This window comes from Schaalia sp. lx-100, from assembly GCF_021083625.1.
In the GTDB taxonomy this organism is placed as follows: Bacteria; Actinomycetota; Actinomycetes; order Actinomycetales; family Actinomycetaceae; genus Pauljensenia.
In genome coordinates this window covers 299,899-315,907 of record NZ_JAJNRP010000002.1, presented here as the reverse complement: position 1 = coordinate 315,907, position 16,009 = coordinate 299,899, and the positions used below count along the sequence as shown (strand labels likewise).

At 49.0% G+C, this 16,009-nt stretch carries 15 protein-coding genes; 3 read left to right on the top strand and 12 right to left on the bottom strand.

All coding sequences use genetic code 11. From position 1 onward, the window contains the following. Together LRP54_RS08515 and der are read left to right on the top strand one after the other, a co-directional pair. Positions 1–99, top strand: a 99-nt coding sequence (locus tag LRP54_RS08515; RefSeq protein WP_442984584.1) for an IS3 family transposase, incomplete at its 5' end; no start/stop codon positions are given. Between the two features lie 359 nt (positions 100–458). Next, positions 459–1,880: a ribosome biogenesis GTPase Der gene (gene der, locus LRP54_RS02805; protein ID WP_231234884.1), complete on the top strand. Its 1,422-nt coding sequence runs from the start codon at positions 459–461 to the stop codon at positions 1,878–1,880. An 88-nt stretch (positions 1,881–1,968) separates the two neighbouring features. On the opposite strand, the gene LRP54_RS02800 is transcribed toward der, so the two are convergent. The 8 genes from LRP54_RS02800 to LRP54_RS02765 all read right to left on the bottom strand — a co-directional run bounded on the left by LRP54_RS02800 (position 1,969) and on the right by LRP54_RS02765 (position 9,649). After that, on the bottom strand, positions 1,969–3,294 hold the full coding sequence (locus LRP54_RS02800; protein WP_231234869.1) for an amidase family protein: 1,326 nt from the start codon (positions 3,292–3,294) through the stop codon (positions 1,969–1,971). Positions 3,295–3,367: 73 nt separating this feature from the next. Then, positions 3,368–4,132 (bottom strand): (d)CMP kinase, encoded by a 765-nt coding sequence (gene cmk, locus LRP54_RS02795; RefSeq protein WP_231205234.1) that lies wholly within the window; start codon positions 4,130–4,132, stop codon positions 3,368–3,370. Between the two features lie 74 nt (positions 4,133–4,206). Continuing rightward, positions 4,207–5,358: a prephenate dehydrogenase gene (locus tag LRP54_RS02790; RefSeq protein WP_442984582.1), complete on the bottom strand. Its 1,152-nt coding sequence runs from the start codon at positions 5,356–5,358 to the stop codon at positions 4,207–4,209. 170 nt (positions 5,359–5,528) lie between these two features. After that, a complete protein-coding gene (locus LRP54_RS02785; protein WP_231204956.1) occupies positions 5,529–6,278 on the bottom strand; it encodes a pseudouridine synthase in 750 nt (249 codons plus the stop codon). Further along, a complete protein-coding gene (gene scpB, locus LRP54_RS02780) occupies positions 6,275–7,024 on the bottom strand; it encodes an SMC-Scp complex subunit ScpB (RefSeq protein WP_231234867.1) in 750 nt (249 codons plus the stop codon). Before scpB ends, LRP54_RS02785 begins: the two co-directional genes overlap by 4 nt. Then, entirely contained in the window at positions 7,021–7,830 is an 810-nt protein-coding gene (locus LRP54_RS02775; protein ID WP_231234883.1) for a segregation and condensation protein A, read from the bottom strand. The genes scpB and LRP54_RS02775 overlap by 4 nt, the downstream gene beginning before the upstream one ends. Continuing rightward, the gene (locus tag LRP54_RS02770; RefSeq protein ID WP_231204953.1) at positions 7,820–8,683 is read right to left on the bottom strand and encodes a ParA family protein; all 864 of its coding nucleotides are present in this window, start codon (positions 8,681–8,683) and stop codon (positions 7,820–7,822) included. The genes LRP54_RS02775 and LRP54_RS02770 overlap by 11 nt, the downstream gene beginning before the upstream one ends. Before the next feature lie 9 nt (positions 8,684–8,692). Further along, positions 8,693–9,649, bottom strand: a complete 957-nt coding sequence (locus tag LRP54_RS02765; RefSeq protein WP_231234866.1) for a site-specific tyrosine recombinase XerD — start codon at positions 9,647–9,649, stop codon at positions 8,693–8,695. 239 nt (positions 9,650–9,888) lie between these two features. On the opposite strand from LRP54_RS02765, the gene tkt reads away from it, so the two are divergent. Continuing rightward, positions 9,889–11,979, top strand: coding sequence for a transketolase (gene tkt, locus LRP54_RS02760; RefSeq protein ID WP_269212695.1), 2,091 nt, complete (start codon positions 9,889–9,891; stop codon positions 11,977–11,979). A 336-nt stretch (positions 11,980–12,315) separates the two neighbouring features. Here the strand turns inward: tkt and secG are convergent, their stop codons facing one another. From secG to gap, 4 genes are all read right to left on the bottom strand, one after another. Further along, positions 12,316–12,573: a preprotein translocase subunit SecG gene (gene secG, locus LRP54_RS02755; RefSeq protein WP_269212694.1), complete on the bottom strand. Its 258-nt coding sequence runs from the start codon at positions 12,571–12,573 to the stop codon at positions 12,316–12,318. Between the two features lie 115 nt (positions 12,574–12,688). After that, positions 12,689–13,465 carry a triose-phosphate isomerase gene (gene tpiA / locus LRP54_RS02750; protein WP_231234864.1) on the bottom strand — a complete coding sequence of 259 codons (777 nt, stop codon included), beginning with the start codon at positions 13,463–13,465 and terminating at the stop codon, positions 12,689–12,691. A gap of 2 nt (positions 13,466–13,467) precedes the next feature. Continuing rightward, the gene (locus LRP54_RS02745) at positions 13,468–14,658 is read right to left on the bottom strand and encodes a phosphoglycerate kinase (protein ID WP_231204942.1); all 1,191 of its coding nucleotides are present in this window, start codon (positions 14,656–14,658) and stop codon (positions 13,468–13,470) included. Between the two features lie 162 nt (positions 14,659–14,820). Further along, positions 14,821–15,825, bottom strand: coding sequence for a type I glyceraldehyde-3-phosphate dehydrogenase (gene gap / locus LRP54_RS02740; RefSeq protein WP_231204940.1), 1,005 nt, complete (start codon positions 15,823–15,825; stop codon positions 14,821–14,823). Positions 15,826–16,009 lie beyond the last annotated feature (184 nt).

Genomic DNA, 16,009 nt, shown 5'->3' with positions numbered 1-16,009 from the left:
TACGTCGATTGGTACAACAACACGAGAATCAAAACCGAACTCGGCGGGCTAACAATCCGGGCCTACCGCGCAAAAACGTTAACCACAAAAACCCTCTAAAAAAACGTCCGCAGCCCCTTCTGATTGATTCTGTTTGTCAGGAAATCAGGAATAACGGTTTTCTTTTAGCAGGTCCATCTCAATTCCCCGCACTTGTTTTCACGCGCACTTTAAGGCAAAAACAGGGCAGATTCTTATGAATTTTTATGTGCGAGAAGAAAAATATGAGTTAAAAAATCATGATTTCTGCCGTCACATACGCATATGCGCATATGGAAGTTGATATTTCATGGCACTTCACGGTAGTTATTGCAGTGTTCCCGTAGAATATTCAGGTGAGTGACTTCAACGAAAAAGAACCGATAATCCCTGCAGACAATCCTACAGATGATTTCACTGAGGCACAGATCGATGCACATATGCGTACTATGCGTGCATCATTGGAGCAATTCGAGCTTGATGAAGAAGATTTAGCTTTACTTGATGGTGAATTTTTTGAGGATTTGCACCAAAATACCTCTGTTGGTTTACCGGTTGTTGCAATCGTAGGACGACCAAATGTTGGCAAATCAACGCTGGTAAACCGAATTCTTGGACGACGCGAAGCAGTTGTACAAGATACTCCCGGTGTCACTCGTGATCGCGTGTCCTACCCTGCCAACTGGTCGGGTCGTCATTTTACCCTCGTTGATACGGGTGGTTGGGAAGTTGATGTCAAAGGTCTTGATCGTTCTGTTGCTGAACAAGCAGAAATCGCTGTTGACATGGCAGATGCAGTACTGCTGGTTCTTGATACAACAATAGGAGCCACTGACACAGACGAACGCATCGTACAGATGCTCCGCCGTAAAGGAAAACCTGTTATTTTGGCGGCAAATAAAGTGGATTCTGCTCTGCAAGAATCTGAGGCTGCTTACCTGTGGTCTTTAGGTATGGGCCAGCCCTACCCTGTCTCTGCATTACATGGCCGGGGAACAGGTGATCTCCTTGACGCTCTATTGGATATCTTGCCAGAACATTCAGCTGTTGCCACAGCTTTGCCTAGTCATGGTCCACGTCGTGTTGCATTACTTGGTCGCCCCAATGTCGGTAAGTCTTCTTTACTGAATGCTTTAGCAGGTAGTGATCGTGTAGTCGTCAATGAGCTTGCAGGAACGACACGTGATCCTGTTGACGAGTTAATTACTCTAGATGATCGCCAATGGTGGTTTGTTGATACTGCGGGTATTCGTCGTAAAATGCACCGCACCACGGGGGCTGACTACTATGCGTCTATTCGCACGAACATAGCTTTAGACAAAGCAGAAATAGCGCTGGTACTTTTTGATGGGTCCGAGCCGCTGACTGAGCAAGATATTCGAGTCGTCCAACAGGTCGTTGACGCTGGTCGTGCTTTAGTGATCGTGAATAATAAATGGGATCTCGTTGATATTGAACGGCAAGCCATGTTGAAAGCTGAGTTGGAACGTGAACTCGTCCAAATGTCTTGGGCTCCACGTATTAACGTCTCCGCGAAAACTTCATGGCATACGAACCGTATTACACGTGCACTCGATGCTGCACTTGAAGGCTGGGCGACACGTATTCCTACAGGACGGCTTAACGCTTTCCTTGGTCAACTTGTTGCAGCTCACCCTCATCCACTGCGAGGAGGAAAACAGCCTCGTATCCTTTTTGGAACTCAAGCATCCACACGTCCTCCACGTTTCGTACTTTTCACTACAGGTTTCCTTGATCCTGGCTATCGTCGCTTTATTGAACGTCGTTTACGAGAAGAATTTGGTTTCGTTGGATCACCTATCCAGATTTCCGTGAGAGTACGTGAACGCCGTCGCCGCTAAGGGATGAGACTTTCACTTATTGCATTCGTGGCCTCTGATTGTACGATCAGAGGCCACGAATACGCGCTTATATAAGAGATAGAAATACTCATTCATGTATGGCAGAAAGCTGATGGGCAAGCGATAACAATGGTGCTTCTTGCATGCCGATAGCTTGTACTGCTAAAGGCAAACCATGTGAATCATTCCCCCACGGTATTGACACTGCAGGTTGCCCCGTCACATTCCACAGTAAGGTGTACACCACTGAAGGAATAGAAGCTATCTGAGAGCGCACAGGCCCTAAAAAGGCTATCCGATCCGCACGATCTGGACGTGAAGCAGTCGTTGGTGTAATGACGACATCGTATTTTTGCCATAGAGGAGCAACCTGCTCCGCAAGCACATCAGAACGTTTCAGCGCCCACGAAACCACACTTTTCGGTAACCGCGCACCTACAGCAGCAAGCTGCCGAGTACGTTTCTCAAGGTGATGAGGATACTCGCAGGTGGAAACTTCCTCATAGATACTTCGCAAGAAAAGGATGAGGAAGGCAATAGTCGGATCAGGAAAACGCGGATGTATATGTTCCACCTGATGACCGGATTCAGCAAGGAAGCGTGCCACCTGTTGAACAGTAGATACATGATCTTGATGCGGACGCGCTAAAGGAGAAACAGTATCTACCGTCCACCCAATTCGTAACGAGGTATGAGGCTCAAGCTTCGAACTAAAATCAGTAGCACAGATAACATCATATACCAACGCACTATCACGTGCAGTACGCGCAAGAACTCCCGCCACTCCTAAATTAAGCCATAGATGAGGATAGGGAGCCGTACTGACCAATCCACGACTTGGTTTTAATCCAACAAGTCCACAGTGCGCAGAAGGAATACGGATTGAACCACCACCATCGCCTCCTAACCCTATAGGAACCATACCGCTAGCTACAGCCGCCGCACTCCCACCAGAAGAACCGCCAGGGGTGCGTGTCATGTCATAAGGATTCCGAGTGACACCACCTGATTTGCTGATCGTAAAAGGCCAAGCACCACATTCAGGCATCCGTGTTTTCCCTATAACGATTGCCCCTGCCTTTTCTAATCTCGACACAATTTCAGAGTGTGACGTACGTGGGGTCGTGTATGCATTCGTTCCAAATGTTGTGACACAACCTGCCACATCAATTTCTTCTTTCACCGCGAAAGGGAGTCCATGAAGCGGCCCACGTTCATGTGGAGCAAGACGATCCAATTCACGTGCGCGTTGCACAGCAGAATCGGCAAGGACCACAGAAAAAGCATTTAACTGAGGGTTATACGCACGAATCCGTTCAAGACAGGCACAAACACCATCGTAAGCTGAGGTTACCTGTACACGTTCAATCCACTCACATGCGGTAAGTTCATGCCATGGTTGTGTCATTTCCATAGGTCATAGGGTACGTTCTCTCATAGTTATATGAGTGATACGACACGGAACCATCAGCTTTATTCAAGTATTTTCAGCTTTCGTGAAGCAGACTCCGGTGTTCAGTATTTTCTTTAACAAGAAGGCAGATTTCATTCACAACAGCATCAATTGATAGGCCTGTTGAATCAAGTGTGTGGACTCCGGGAGCAGCTTCCATGAACTCTGACACTGTTGAATCTGCTTTATCACGGTTTTCAATCTGCGCGCGAACCACATCCATATGTTCAGGAGCATCGTCACCGTACAATTCCAAGGTCCGACGACGCAGACGAGCCTGCGAATCAGCTAATAAAAGTACTCGCACATCCGCATCGGGACATACAACCGTTGTTATATCACGACCTTCAGCAACCATTCCTGAGCCGAGTGAACGTGCCTGCATCATACGTTCCCGTTGTTCACGAGCCATCCATGCACGTACTTCCTTATTTGTTGATACATGAGGGATCCCCAAAGCAATACGAGGCTCACGGATAGCCTGCGTCACTTCTACTTCACCAACAAAAAAATGAGGATCCAGCGGGTGAGAATCCATATGTAGCGGCATGTCATCAGCAAGGGCACGCAATGCTGCCTGATTTGTTAGTTCTACTCCTGTTTCCAGCGCGTACCACGTTAACGCACGGTACATGGCACCAGTATCTAGATAACCGATTCCTAAAATATCAGCAATCCGGCGTGACACTGTAGATTTGCCTGACCCTGCTGGCCCATCAATAGCAATAGTGACCCCAACTTTTTTTACTAAACGACGGCATTCTTCATAGAGTTCGTTGCCTTCAGCGACTTTTTCCATGTTTTTTTCACTGAGTGACATGTGCGTTCTTTCTGCTGAGTGTACGGAACTATAGTACGGGTTCAGCGTGGCATTTACGCTGTTTCAATGGCGTGGGTGATAAGTCTCCAGCCACGCGATTCCAGCTCTTTTTGTGCCTGACGTAGACGGGATGGATCAATCATGACACGTGCTAAACCTACATGTTGACCTGCTGAATGTTCTAAAGCAAGGTCTTCAATATTAACCCCGATTTCACCTAGCTCAGTGAAAAGTTGACCCAAAGCACCAGGGGTATCAGGAATTAAAACTTCCAGTTCAGCGTAGCGACGCGGAGCGCCACCGTGTTTACCGGGGATACGTGCTACTCCCCTATTGCCTGATTCCATTACGCGATTAACTGCTCCGACAGAGCCGCCACGTAAAGGTCCGAGTTCTGCTGCTTTATCCAAATGCGTAATCAAATCTGCAAGGTCAGATTGCAACTCACGTAAAATTGAAACAACAGGTCCCGCGTTCCCCGCCAAAATGACAGTCCACAGGCGCGGATCGGAGGCAGCTATACGTGTCGTGTCTCGTAAACCTTGTCCAGCAAGTCCTAATGCTTCACTGGAAGCATCCACTAGACGCGAAGCAAGGAGGCTGGATACTAGCTGTGGGACATGCGAAACTAAAGCTACTGAACGATCATGCGTATGAGCATCCATTTCCACAGGGAAAGCACCCACATCCGTCGCTAAAGCACGAATACGCACCACAGTCTCGTGAGAAGAATACGGATGAGCAACTAGCACCCATGGTCGACCATAAAATAAGTCCGCATCAGCAGCTCCCGCACCGGAACGTTCCCGTCCTGCCATGGGATGCGAACCTACATACCGTCCAAGAATGGAGTAGTCATCTGTATGCGCACAATAGGACAACAGATCCTCAAGAACAGCTTCTTTGACGCTTGCTACGTCAGTGACTACCGCTTGCGGCCACGTCTGTAAAGCAGAAAGCACACACTCATGCGCCACATCCGGTGGAGTTGCCACAATCACGAGTTGCGGTGGTAAACCCGACCATTCTTTGAGGGGAATACCTGCACCAATATCTTGTGCTAAGCGAAGCGATGTCGGTGAAGTATCCTGCAAAAGAACATCAATGTGCGAAGCACGTAAACACAAACCTAAAGACGCGCCTAGCAGACCCGTCCCGATAATGAGGACAGGTCCTTCGGTAACAACAGGACGGTGCGTAGTCACATATGTCATTTCAGTTTTCCTTATACGCGTGGCTTGTGACAACATCGGGTGCATCAGCATTGACTTGTATAAACAAGGCGGATACGCAGTGATACTGAATACTCAACGCGAAGCCTCAGAAAAAGAGAGACTGTACCGCGGCACCCATTGTGATGCTTCGACGAAGAGGCTTATAAATCAACCGTTGAATACAGACGAACGAGCTGATTACCTTTCACTCGTCGCAGTGTTCCCGGTTGTAAGCGTTCTAGGGAAATCGGACCAAAATGCGTACGCACAAGTTCACGTACTGGATAGCCAACAGCTTCCATTAAACGCCGCACAAGTCGGTTCCGTCCCTCGTGCACAGTAATTTCAACAGTGGTGATGTCACCGTACGTTTCCAATGTGCGGAAAGCATCCACTTGGATTGGGCCGTCTTCTAGCTCGATTCCTTCAAGGAGGCGACGGCGCACACCGGATTTCACTTCACCATGAACACGCGCCACATAGGTTTTTGACACTCCCCATGAGGGATGTGTCAGACGATTTGCCAATTCCCCATCGTTTGTTAAAAGCAACAAACCTGAGGTATCAATATCTAAACGTCCGACGTGGTATAAGCGTTCGGGATAGTCCATAAGCATGTCAGCAAGTGTTGGTCGTCCTTCAGGATCCGACATGGTGGATACAACTCCCACCGGCTTGTTGAGTGCAAGGACAATATGTTTTGTTTCATCCAAAATCAGACGTTGACCGTCCACGTGAATAACCTGTCGATCAGGGTCTACACGTAAACCTTGGGTGCGGACTACTTTGCCATCCACCATCACGCGTCCTTGATCGATCAGATCTTCAGCAGCGCGACGTGAAGCCACTCCTGCGCGAGATAAAACTTTTTGCAGACGTAGGCCACCCTCAACGTAGGGATCATTTCTCACAGTAACTCCTCTAGTTCGTCCAGTTCTTCTTGAGCTGGAAGGTACGGCGCGAGTGGCACCAAGTCATCCAACGAATTGAATCCCATGCGTTCCAAAAACGCTGGGGTTGTTCCGTACAAGCGTGCTCCGGTAAGGCTCTCATCGACTTCTTCGATTAAACCTCGTGCTACTAGAGTACGCACCACGGCGTCAACATTCACGCCACGAATATGCGAGATACGCGACCGTGAGATTGGTTGACGATACGCGATAACCGCTAAAGTTTCTAGAGCGGCTTGGCTGAGCCGTGTTTGTGCTGAGCCTACAACGAAACGGGCAACTACATCACTGTACTGAGGTGCTGAGTAGATGCGCCAGCCTCCTGCTACTTTTTTCACATAAAATCCATGAGGACGCCCACGATTTTCGTTGTTTTTTGCTGCGGTGTACGTATCTGAGGCAAAGGAGGTCACGCTGTTTGTGCGATCGTCAGTTCCTTGTATTTCGTGGTTTTCCTCATCCGTATGAGGAGCTGCATCGTAGGAATGAGGTAACGGGTACTGTGCAGCCAAATGCTGTAAGGCACATTCGGCTGCTGCTGTGCTCACTCCGAGGGCAGGTGCGATTTGAGCAGCAGTTACTGGAACCTCAGCTACCATCAAAATTGCTTCAATGGGGGCAAGGAGTGCATCAATATCCCCTGTTTCCTCTGGTAGGTGAGAACAATCTTCCTGTGAAATATCCTCATATTCTTGAGGCTTATTCATTGATCCTCCTCATCAATGTGCACATATGTTTCCTGTTCTCCACCGGTCCACATCACCAGTAAACGTCCTAAAGCTTCATTTTGAGTAAAATCAACTGCGCCAGCACGATAAAGCTGTAATACCGCTAAAAAGCGTGACACTACCACTGCTTGCGTTGCAGCATCCGAAATTAAATCTGTGAAGGTAAGCGGACCTCGCCCTCGTAACTTGTTTACCAAAATATCAACCTGAGTGGCAACCGGAACAAGCGGATCATGTAAATGCGTAATTTCAACAGTGGGTGGCTTATGTGAGAGTGCGTCTGCGGCTGCCCTCGCTAAATCATGCGCACTGCAAGCCCACACGAGGTCTGGCAGTAATTTCGCGTAAGCATCTTCCATAGGCACAAGACGTGGGAATGAAGTGGCCTGCGCTTCTAAACGCTGGCCGATCGCCTCGGCCGCTACGCGAAATGCGCGGTACTGTAAAAGACGTGAGAAAAGGACATCCCGTGCCTCTAAATCCTGCGCGGACACATCTGAAACTGACTCATCGCGCGGCAATAAATGTGCAGCCTTCATATCAAGCAGCGTGGCAGCAACAACTAAAAATTCTGTCGTAACTGATAGATCTGGGAAAAGTTGCATATGAGCAATGAACTCATCTGTTACTTCAGCTAATGCTACTTGAGTGATATCCAGTCGTTTACGAGCAATCAGTTGCAGCAGTAAATCAAAAGGTCCCTCAAAAACTTCAAGGGTTACCTGAAACTGATCGATACGCCCCTGAACGAGTACGTCCTGCGAGGCGTGACTTTCAGGCTGCATCTCCACGAGCAATCAACTCACGAGCTAAACGCCGATAGGCCTGAGCACCCGCATGTTTAGAAGCATAGGTTGTAATAGGCTCAGTTGCTACAGTAGCGTCAGGGAATTTTACACTCCGCGCAATACGAGTTGTAAAGACCAGATCACCAAAGGCTTCCTCTAAGCGGTCAAGTACTTCCCGCGAATGTAAAGTACGAGTATCAACCATAGTGGCCACAATTCCGTCCATTTTGAGGCGAGGATTAATACGGTCACGTACTGTTTCAATGGTTTCGACCAGCAAAGCCACACCGCGTAATGCAAAGAATTCAGCAGCAACAGGAACTATTACACCATGCGAGGCAGTTAAAGCATTAACGGTGAGCAAACCTAAAGAAGGCTGACAATCCACCAAAATCACGTCATATTCATTTTCCAGATGACGTAAAACCCTTTGTAAAGCAGATTCACGTGCTACTTCATTTACCAATTGGACTTCAGCAGCAGACAAATCAATATTTGCCGGCAACACGTCCAAACCCGGTAGATCAGTAGGACATACTGCGTCGTGAGGATCAAGCCGTGAGGACATGAGGAGGTTATAAATAGTGACATCCATATCCAAAGTGTTAATCCCTAGACCCACCGAGGCTGCCCCTTGTGGATCAAAATCCACAACAAGGACGCGGCGACCATATTCCGCTAGCGCAGCACCTAAATTGATGGTTGTCGTCGTTTTTCCCACCCCACCTTTTTGATTACACATAGCAATCACACGCGCAGGACCATGATGATCCAAAAGCGCAGGAACAGGGAAATCGTTATCTTCTGGAAGAACGTTCTCTGTTAACGTCGGCTGGTTAAAATGACTCACACACCTATTCTAGGACATCATTGCCTTTGCTGAAGCAGCACGAGATGCTCGTGGATGTGAGGCTCGGTGTACTTCCCGTAAAGTCAGCGCAGTGACACGAGTGTAGATCTGCGTTGTTTGTACATGAGCATGTCCAAGGAGTTCTTGAACGTCACGTATTGATGCCCCGCCTTCTAAAAGGTGAGTCGCAAAAGAATGACGTAAGGTATGCGGGCTTACACGTCCGTTTAGTCCTGCCATTTCAGCAATACGAGCAACGGCTGCCCATGCAAGTTGGCGTGACATCGGCGTCCCACGTAGGCCAAGGAAAACATGATGTGTTCCTTTTCCTGAGGCCGCTAAAACTGGCCGAGCACGCACAAGATACGCCGCTAAAGCCTCACGCGCATATGACCCCATAGGAACTACTCGTTCTTTACGTCCTTTACCAAAGAAACGCACAACTGGTAATTCTGCATCCAGATCAAGGTCATCGATGGAAAGTGATACTGCTTCAGATACTCGCGCCCCGGTTGCATAGAGGAGTTCCAGTAGGGCCGTATCGCGTATGTCACTGGGGCGTTCCCCTTTATGGGCACAGGCAAGTAAGGAAGCGACTTCATCAATTGTCAGCGCCTTTGGTAAGTGTTCTGGCGCGCGAGGGGGATGCACACCCGCTGTCGGATCAAGTGAGCAGTACCCTTCACGCACAGCAAAACGATGGAAACTGCGTACCACTGATAGTGCGCGTGCTAGTGATGCAGCCGCACTAGGTTTCCCTGTGATTGAACCATTCGATAATGCTTCAATATAGGCTGTCACGTGATGCGCAGTTACAGTATCAAATGTGTCGATGCCTTGGGAGTCCAGAAAAAGAAGCCAGCGTTTCCCCTCACGCATGTAGTTAGAAATCGTGTGCTGCGAAGCGCCTTTTTCAATGCGCATCTGCATGAACCATTCTTCTAGCACCATTTCCAGACGAACCATGTCCTTATGGTGTCACGTATCGTAGTATGAGCGCATGTGGACTACCCGATAGCGCAGATTTTCACCTGCACACACGGTGAGCACCTATGTTTTCTTCATTTCATGTAGACGTGTTTTACTTGTTCACACCGCATACATGTTTCTTTTCCATGTCGCAGGTCCCGCATATTCTTACCTGCGCACGATAGAATGAGCGATGGTAAATATTAAATGTCCCCGTATGTAGGGGCTGATCCGGCATGGAGGCCGACGTGACGTTTAAGTGGAATGAATACGATGATCGTGCTGTCAAGACAGCAAAGGTTCTGGCAGCTGACGCCGTAGAAAAGGTAGGAAGCGGCCATCCTGGTACAGCTATTTCTTTGGCTCCTGCTGCTTATGTGTTGTATCAGCGTCATTTAACCATTGATCCAAAAGATCCTCGCTGGTTAGGGCGTGACCGTTTCATTCTTTCCGCAGGTCATTCATCTTTAACACAGTATTGCCAGATGTACCTTGCAGGACAGGGCATTGAAAAATCTGACCTTGAAGCTCTACGAACCCAAGGCTCTCTTACCCCCGCTCACCCTGAATATGGGCATACAGCCGGCGTAGAAATTACTACTGGCCCTCTGGGGACAGGTATTGCCTCTGCCGTTGGTTTTGCTATGGCGGCACGTCGCGCTCACGGTGTTTTCGATCCTGAGACACCGATGGGTGAGTCAATTTTCGATCACCACGTATATGTTGTCGCAGGTGATGGCTGCTTGCAGGAAGGCGTTTCTGCTGAGGCTTCTTCTTTAGCTGGAACTCAGAAACTGGGGAACTTGATTCTGCTGTGGGATGACAACCACATTTCTATTGAGGATGACACTCAGATTGCTTTCACTGAGGATGTCCTTGGACGTTATGAAGCCTATGGATGGCATGTGCAGCGCGTTGATTGGTTGGCTGCAGATGGTTCGTACAGTGAGAACGTGGAAGCCCTCCACAATGCTATTGAAGCTGCAAAAGCTGTTACCGATCAGCCGTCAATTATTGCGTTGCGTACTATCATCGGTTGGCCGACTCCTGGTAAGCAAAATACCGGTGGTATTCATGGCTCTAAGTTAGGCACTGAAGCGCTGCGTGGTTTGAAAGAAGCTTTAGGTTTTAATCCGGATCGCATGTTCGAGGTGGATGAGGAAGCTGTTGCTTATGCTCGTGCGAATGTGGCGACACGCGCAGAAGCGGCCCGCGCTGACTGGGATGCACGTTTTGAAGCGTGGAAGGCAGCACACCCTGATCGCGCTGAATTACTTGATCGTGTACTCAGTGGGAGCCTTCCTGAAGGCTGGGAAGCTGCATTGCCTACTTTCGAAGCTGGAAGCAGTGTGGCTACGCGTTCTGCATCAGGTAAAGTAATCGCTGCTTTGGCGCAGACATTACCTGAGTTGTGGGGCGGTTCTGCTGATCTTGCAGGTTCCAATAACACTCTCATGCCATCAGAGCCTTCTTTCTTGCCAGAAGGTCTGAATACGAAGGCTTTCCAAGGCAATCCTTTTGGTCGTAATCTGCATTTTGGTGTCCGTGAATTTGCTATGGGCACGATCATGAATGGTATTGCTGCAGATGGTTTAGCTCGTCCTTATGGCGGCACGTTCTTCGTTTTTGCTGATTTCATGCGTGGTGCTGTTCGTTTGGCTGCTTTGATGGATCTGCCTGTGACTTATGTGTGGACGCATGATTCGATTGGTGTTGGTGAGGATGGGCCTACACATCAGCCTGTAGAACATTTGGCGGCCTACCGTGCTATCCCGAATTTAGCTGTTGTGCGCCCATGTGACGCGAATGAAACAGTGGCAGCGTGGAAAGCTATCTTGGAGCAGCGTCATCCTGCAGCTTTGGTTTTGTCTCGTCAGAATCTTCCCGTATATGAACGAGGCGAAGGTGCTTATGCAGATGCTGATTTTGTGTCGCGTGGCGCCTATGTTTTGGTGGATTGTGAAGGAACACCGGATGTCATTGTGATGGCTTCTGGTTCTGAAGTTCAGGTTGCTGTTCAGGCTTATGAGGAGTTAGCTTCTCAAGGTATTGCTGCCCGTGTGGTTTCTGTTCCATGTATGGAATGGTTTGAGGCTCAGTCTGAGGATTATAAGGAAAGCGTTTTGCCGGCAGCTGTGCGTGCGCGTGTTTCCGTTGAAGCTGGTCTTGCCTTGTCATGGCGTGGTTTGGTCGGTGATGCTGGCCGAAGCGTGTCTTTGGAGCACTATGGTGAGTCTGCTTCGGGTGACAAGCTTTTTGCTGATTATGGCTTCGATGCTGCTCATGTGGTTGCTGCTGCTAAAGAAAGCATTGCAGCAGCCCGGTAAGCACTGGAGTTATGCAGCGGGGTGTATTTCTTTGACGTAAGACAAGGAATACTGTTACTGCGTTGCGTATATGAGTACACGTAAATAGTAGCCAAGGGCAGGATAGGAAGAAATCGTATCCTGCCCTTGGTTTTTGTGCGTGTAGCCCTAGGCTTATCCGTTATTACAGAGTCTCTTTGGCCTTTTGTTTGTGATTGCTTTAGTCGCATATCGCCTAGATGCTATAAGTGATAGAAGCCTGAAAGTTAAGGGTCTATATGTCCTACAAAATAAAAAGTCCGCCATAGTCTACTGCTACGGCGGACTGGTACGTCTCTTTTCAGACGGTATGTAAGCTCAGAATACCCACTTCATCAGCAGAGCATAACCAATGATGCTGGAAATCCACACAAGGAGTACACCCAGCGTAATACGATTCAAGTTACGCTCAGCAACGCCTGATGAAACAGCAGAGGAAGTAATACCGCCGCCGAACATGTCGGAGAGGCCACCGCCTCGTCCCTTGTGCATAAGAACGGTTAACGTGAGCAGCACGCTGGTTAAGACAATCAGAACGAGCAGCGTGATCTTAAGGACGGTCACAGTGGCTTCCATTCAACTAAAGGACAGATGTACTCAACAAAGTATAAGGATACAACAGATCAGGGACCATGTGGCGCACATATGGTCATTGTGTCCACATGGCCCCTGCTCTTTTGTGAGGAAAAACTCAGGCGTAGAAACCACACATTGCTGCGAAAGACTCTGCTTTCAGTGAGGCTCCACCGATAAGCGCACCGTCAATATCGGGTTGGGCCATCAGTTCTTTCACGTTACCCGGATTTGCTGAACCACCGTAAAGCACACGTGTGCTTTCAGCGGTCTGCGCACCAAAATCTTCCGCTAATGCCTGACGAATAGCGCCGCATACTTCCTGTGCGTCAGCAGCAGTTGCTGTTTCGCCTGTACCAATTGCCCAAATAGGCTCATAGGCAATAACGATTTTGGCTACATCTTCAGCAGACCAGTTTTCTAAGGCCGCACGAATCTGTGAAAGAACAAATTCGACATGCGTCCCAGCTTTACGTACTTCCAGAGCTTCGCCGCAGCACAAGATAGGGGTCATTCCCGCATCTAGAACTTTACGTGCTTTAGCGCCGACTAGTTGATCTGATTCCGAGTGGTATTCACGACGCTCTGAGTGTCCCATCACCACATATGTGCAGCCCAGTTTGGTGAGCATCGCAGTGGAGATTTCACCGGTGTAGGCACCGTTATCATGGATTGATACATCTTGAGCACCGTATTTGATGTTTAATTCTTCAGAGTCAACAATCGTTTGAACAGTACGAATATCTGTGAAAGGTGGAATAACCAGAACTTCACATTTATCGTAGTCATGATTATTGTCACGCAGATGCATTGCAAGGCCCTGAACCAGGTGATTTGCCTCTAAATGATCGAGGTTCATCTTCCAGTTACCGGCCATTAAAGGTGTACGAGTCATTTTCAGTCCTCCAAAACTGCGATACCTGGCAGAACTTTACCCTCAAGTAGTTCGAGGGAAGCGCCACCACCGGTGGAAATATGAGAGAAAGTTGCTTCATCGAAGCCAAGCAAGCGAACTGCTGCAGCAGAGTCGCCGCCTCCAATGACAGAGAACATATCGCCGTGTGACAGAGCCTCTGCAACTGCGCGAGTGCCACCAGAGAATGCATCAAATTCAAACACACCCATCGGGCCATTCCAGGCGACGGTACGAGCCGTGGCAAGTTTACGAGCGAATAATTCACGTGAAGCCGGACCAATATCCAAGCCCATCTGATCCTCAGGAATTGAATCTGCGCTGACGATGGTGGCAGGAGCATCTGCAGCAAACTCAGGAGCGATAACCACATCAATTGGCAGTACCAGGTCAACTCCGCGTTCAGCTGCCTCTGAAATGTAGCTTTTTACCGTGTCGATCTGATCTTCTTCTAGTAGTGATTTGCCGACAGAGTATCCTTGAGCTGCAAGGAATGTGTAGGCCATACCGCCACCAATGAACAGCATGTCAGCTTTGGTCAGTAAGTTGGCGATAACACCCAGCTTATCTGACACCTTTGAGCCACCTAAAACGACACCGTAAGGACGTTCAGGGTTTTCAGTGGCTCGACGCAGGGATTCGATTTCTTTAAGTACCAGTGAACCCGCAGCGCAAGGAACCAGCTGTGCAATATCGTAGACAGATGCTTGTTTACGGTGAACTACACCGAAACCATCCGATACGAATGCTTCGCCTAGTTCAGCAAATTCTGCTGCTAAGGCTTGACGTTCTTCGTCAACTTTCGAGGTTTCACGTGCGTCAAAGCGCACATTTTCAAGCAAAGCAATTTCGCCGTCTTTCAAGGAAGAAACAACAGCATGTGCTGATTCGCCTGTAACATCTTGAGCTAAAGTAACTGGCACGTCAATAAGCTCAGCAAGACGCTTAGCAACAGGAGCCAATGAGAAAGCAGGGTTCACCTGTCCTTTAGGACGGCCAAGGTGAGCCATAACAACGACACGCGCACCGGCTTGGACAAGACGTGTCAAAGTAGGTAAAGCCGCACGAATACGACCGTCATCGGTGATCACACCGTCTTTAAGGGGAACATTGAAATCGGAACGGACGAGGACGCGTTTACCGCGAACGTCACCTAAAGAATCAATAGTCTTCATAGAGGCCTCTTGTGAAAAGCTAGGGATACATACGCGACACTCACTATTGTGGGGAATGTGCGTATAACGAATTCAAAGAAAGAGCTTTTACAGGAAATACGCCCGCGCACGCAAGAGGCGTACGCGGGCGCAAACCTATGAAAAGCTCATACGCGGTCAGTCTCAGAGACGGTCGCCTACGTAAACGGTCAGCTCAACGAGACGGTTCGAGTAGCCCCATTCGTTGTCGTACCAAGAAACAATCTTCACCTGATCGCCAATGACCTTGGTCAGTTGTGCGTCGAAGATTGAGGAGTGAGGATCGCCCACGATGTCGGTGGAAACAAGCGGTTCCTCAGAGTACAGCAGAACACCCTTGAGTGGGCCTTCAGCAGCAGCCTTAACAGCAGCATTGATTTCTTCAGCAGTTACAGGCTTAGAAGGCTTGAAGGTGAGGTCGGTAACGGAGCCAGTAGGAACTGGAACACGCATGGCGTAGCCATCAAGCTTGCCCTTGAGCTGAGGCAGAACCAAAGCCACAGCCTTAGCAGCACCTGTGGAGGTAGGAACAATGTTCAAAGCTGCAGCGCGGGCGCGACGCAAATCGCCGTGGGGCGCATCATGCAGACGCTGATCGCCAGTGTAAGCATGAATTGTCACCATCAGGCCGTTTTCAATGCCGAAGTTCTCATCCAGCACCTTGGCAACAGGAGCCAAGCAGTTTGTGGTGCAAGAAGCATTCGAGATGATGGTGTGCTTTTCAGCATCGTAATCGGTGTGGTTCACGCCGATAACGAAAGTGCCATCTTCGTTCTTTGCTGGAGCAGAGATAATGACCTTCTTGGCACCGCCTTCAATGTGCGCCTTGGCCTTGTTTGCATCGGTGAAGAAACCGGTAGATTCAACAACAACATCGACACCCAGGTCGCCCCATGGGAGGTTGGCCGGATCACGCTCAGCCAGAGCAACAATGCGGTGTCCGTTAACAGTGATGGACTCGTCATCGTATGTCACTTCAGCATCGAGACGACCCATGATGGAGTCGTGCTTGAGCAGATGAGCGAGAGTCTTGTTATCGGTGAGGTCGTTGACAGCAACGATCTCAATGTCGGCGCCCTGCTCCAAAGCAGCGCGGAAGAAGTTACGGCCAATTCGTCCAAAGCCGTTAATGCCAACGCGGGTGGTCACTATTGTCCTCCTGCTTGTGTCATAAAGACACTTCATGTTCGTGCAACCAAAATCCACGGGTTGTGAATTTGGCCCGCAGATCTACTGCGGCTCAGCACTACAAATCTACACCGAAAAGTCGAATCAAGCAGTGTCGAACGTCCCTCAAATAAAGTGGCGCTGATCTCCAGTATGCGCTAAAGAA

Excerpts from the sequence above, each read along its gene's own strand:
- der (WP_231234884.1), top strand. The coding sequence starts at position 459 with ATGCGTACTATGCGTGCATCATTGGAGCAATTCGAGCTTGATGAAGAA.
- LRP54_RS02800 (WP_231234869.1), bottom strand. The coding sequence starts at position 3,294 with ATGGAAATGACACAACCATGGCATGAACTTACCGCATGTGAGTGGATT.
- cmk (WP_231205234.1), bottom strand. The coding sequence starts at position 4,132 with ATGGAAAAAGTCGCTGAAGGCAACGAACTCTATGAAGAATGCCGTCGT.
- scpB (WP_231234867.1), bottom strand. The coding sequence starts at position 7,024 with ATGAATAAGCCTCAAGAATATGAGGATATTTCACAGGAAGATTGTTCT.
- LRP54_RS02775 (WP_231234883.1), bottom strand. The coding sequence starts at position 7,830 with ATGCAGCCTGAAAGTCACGCCTCGCAGGACGTACTCGTTCAGGGGCGT.
- LRP54_RS02765 (WP_231234866.1), bottom strand. The coding sequence starts at position 9,649 with ATGGTTCGTCTGGAAATGGTGCTAGAAGAATGGTTCATGCAGATGCGC.
- tkt (WP_269212695.1), top strand. The coding sequence starts at position 9,889 with ATGGAGGCCGACGTGACGTTTAAGTGGAATGAATACGATGATCGTGCT.
- secG (WP_269212694.1), bottom strand. The coding sequence starts at position 12,573 with ATGGAAGCCACTGTGACCGTCCTTAAGATCACGCTGCTCGTTCTGATT.
- tpiA (WP_231234864.1), bottom strand. The coding sequence starts at position 13,465 with ATGACTCGTACACCTTTAATGGCCGGTAACTGGAAGATGAACCTCGAT.
- LRP54_RS02745 (WP_231204942.1), bottom strand. The coding sequence starts at position 14,658 with ATGAAGACTATTGATTCTTTAGGTGACGTTCGCGGTAAACGCGTCCTC.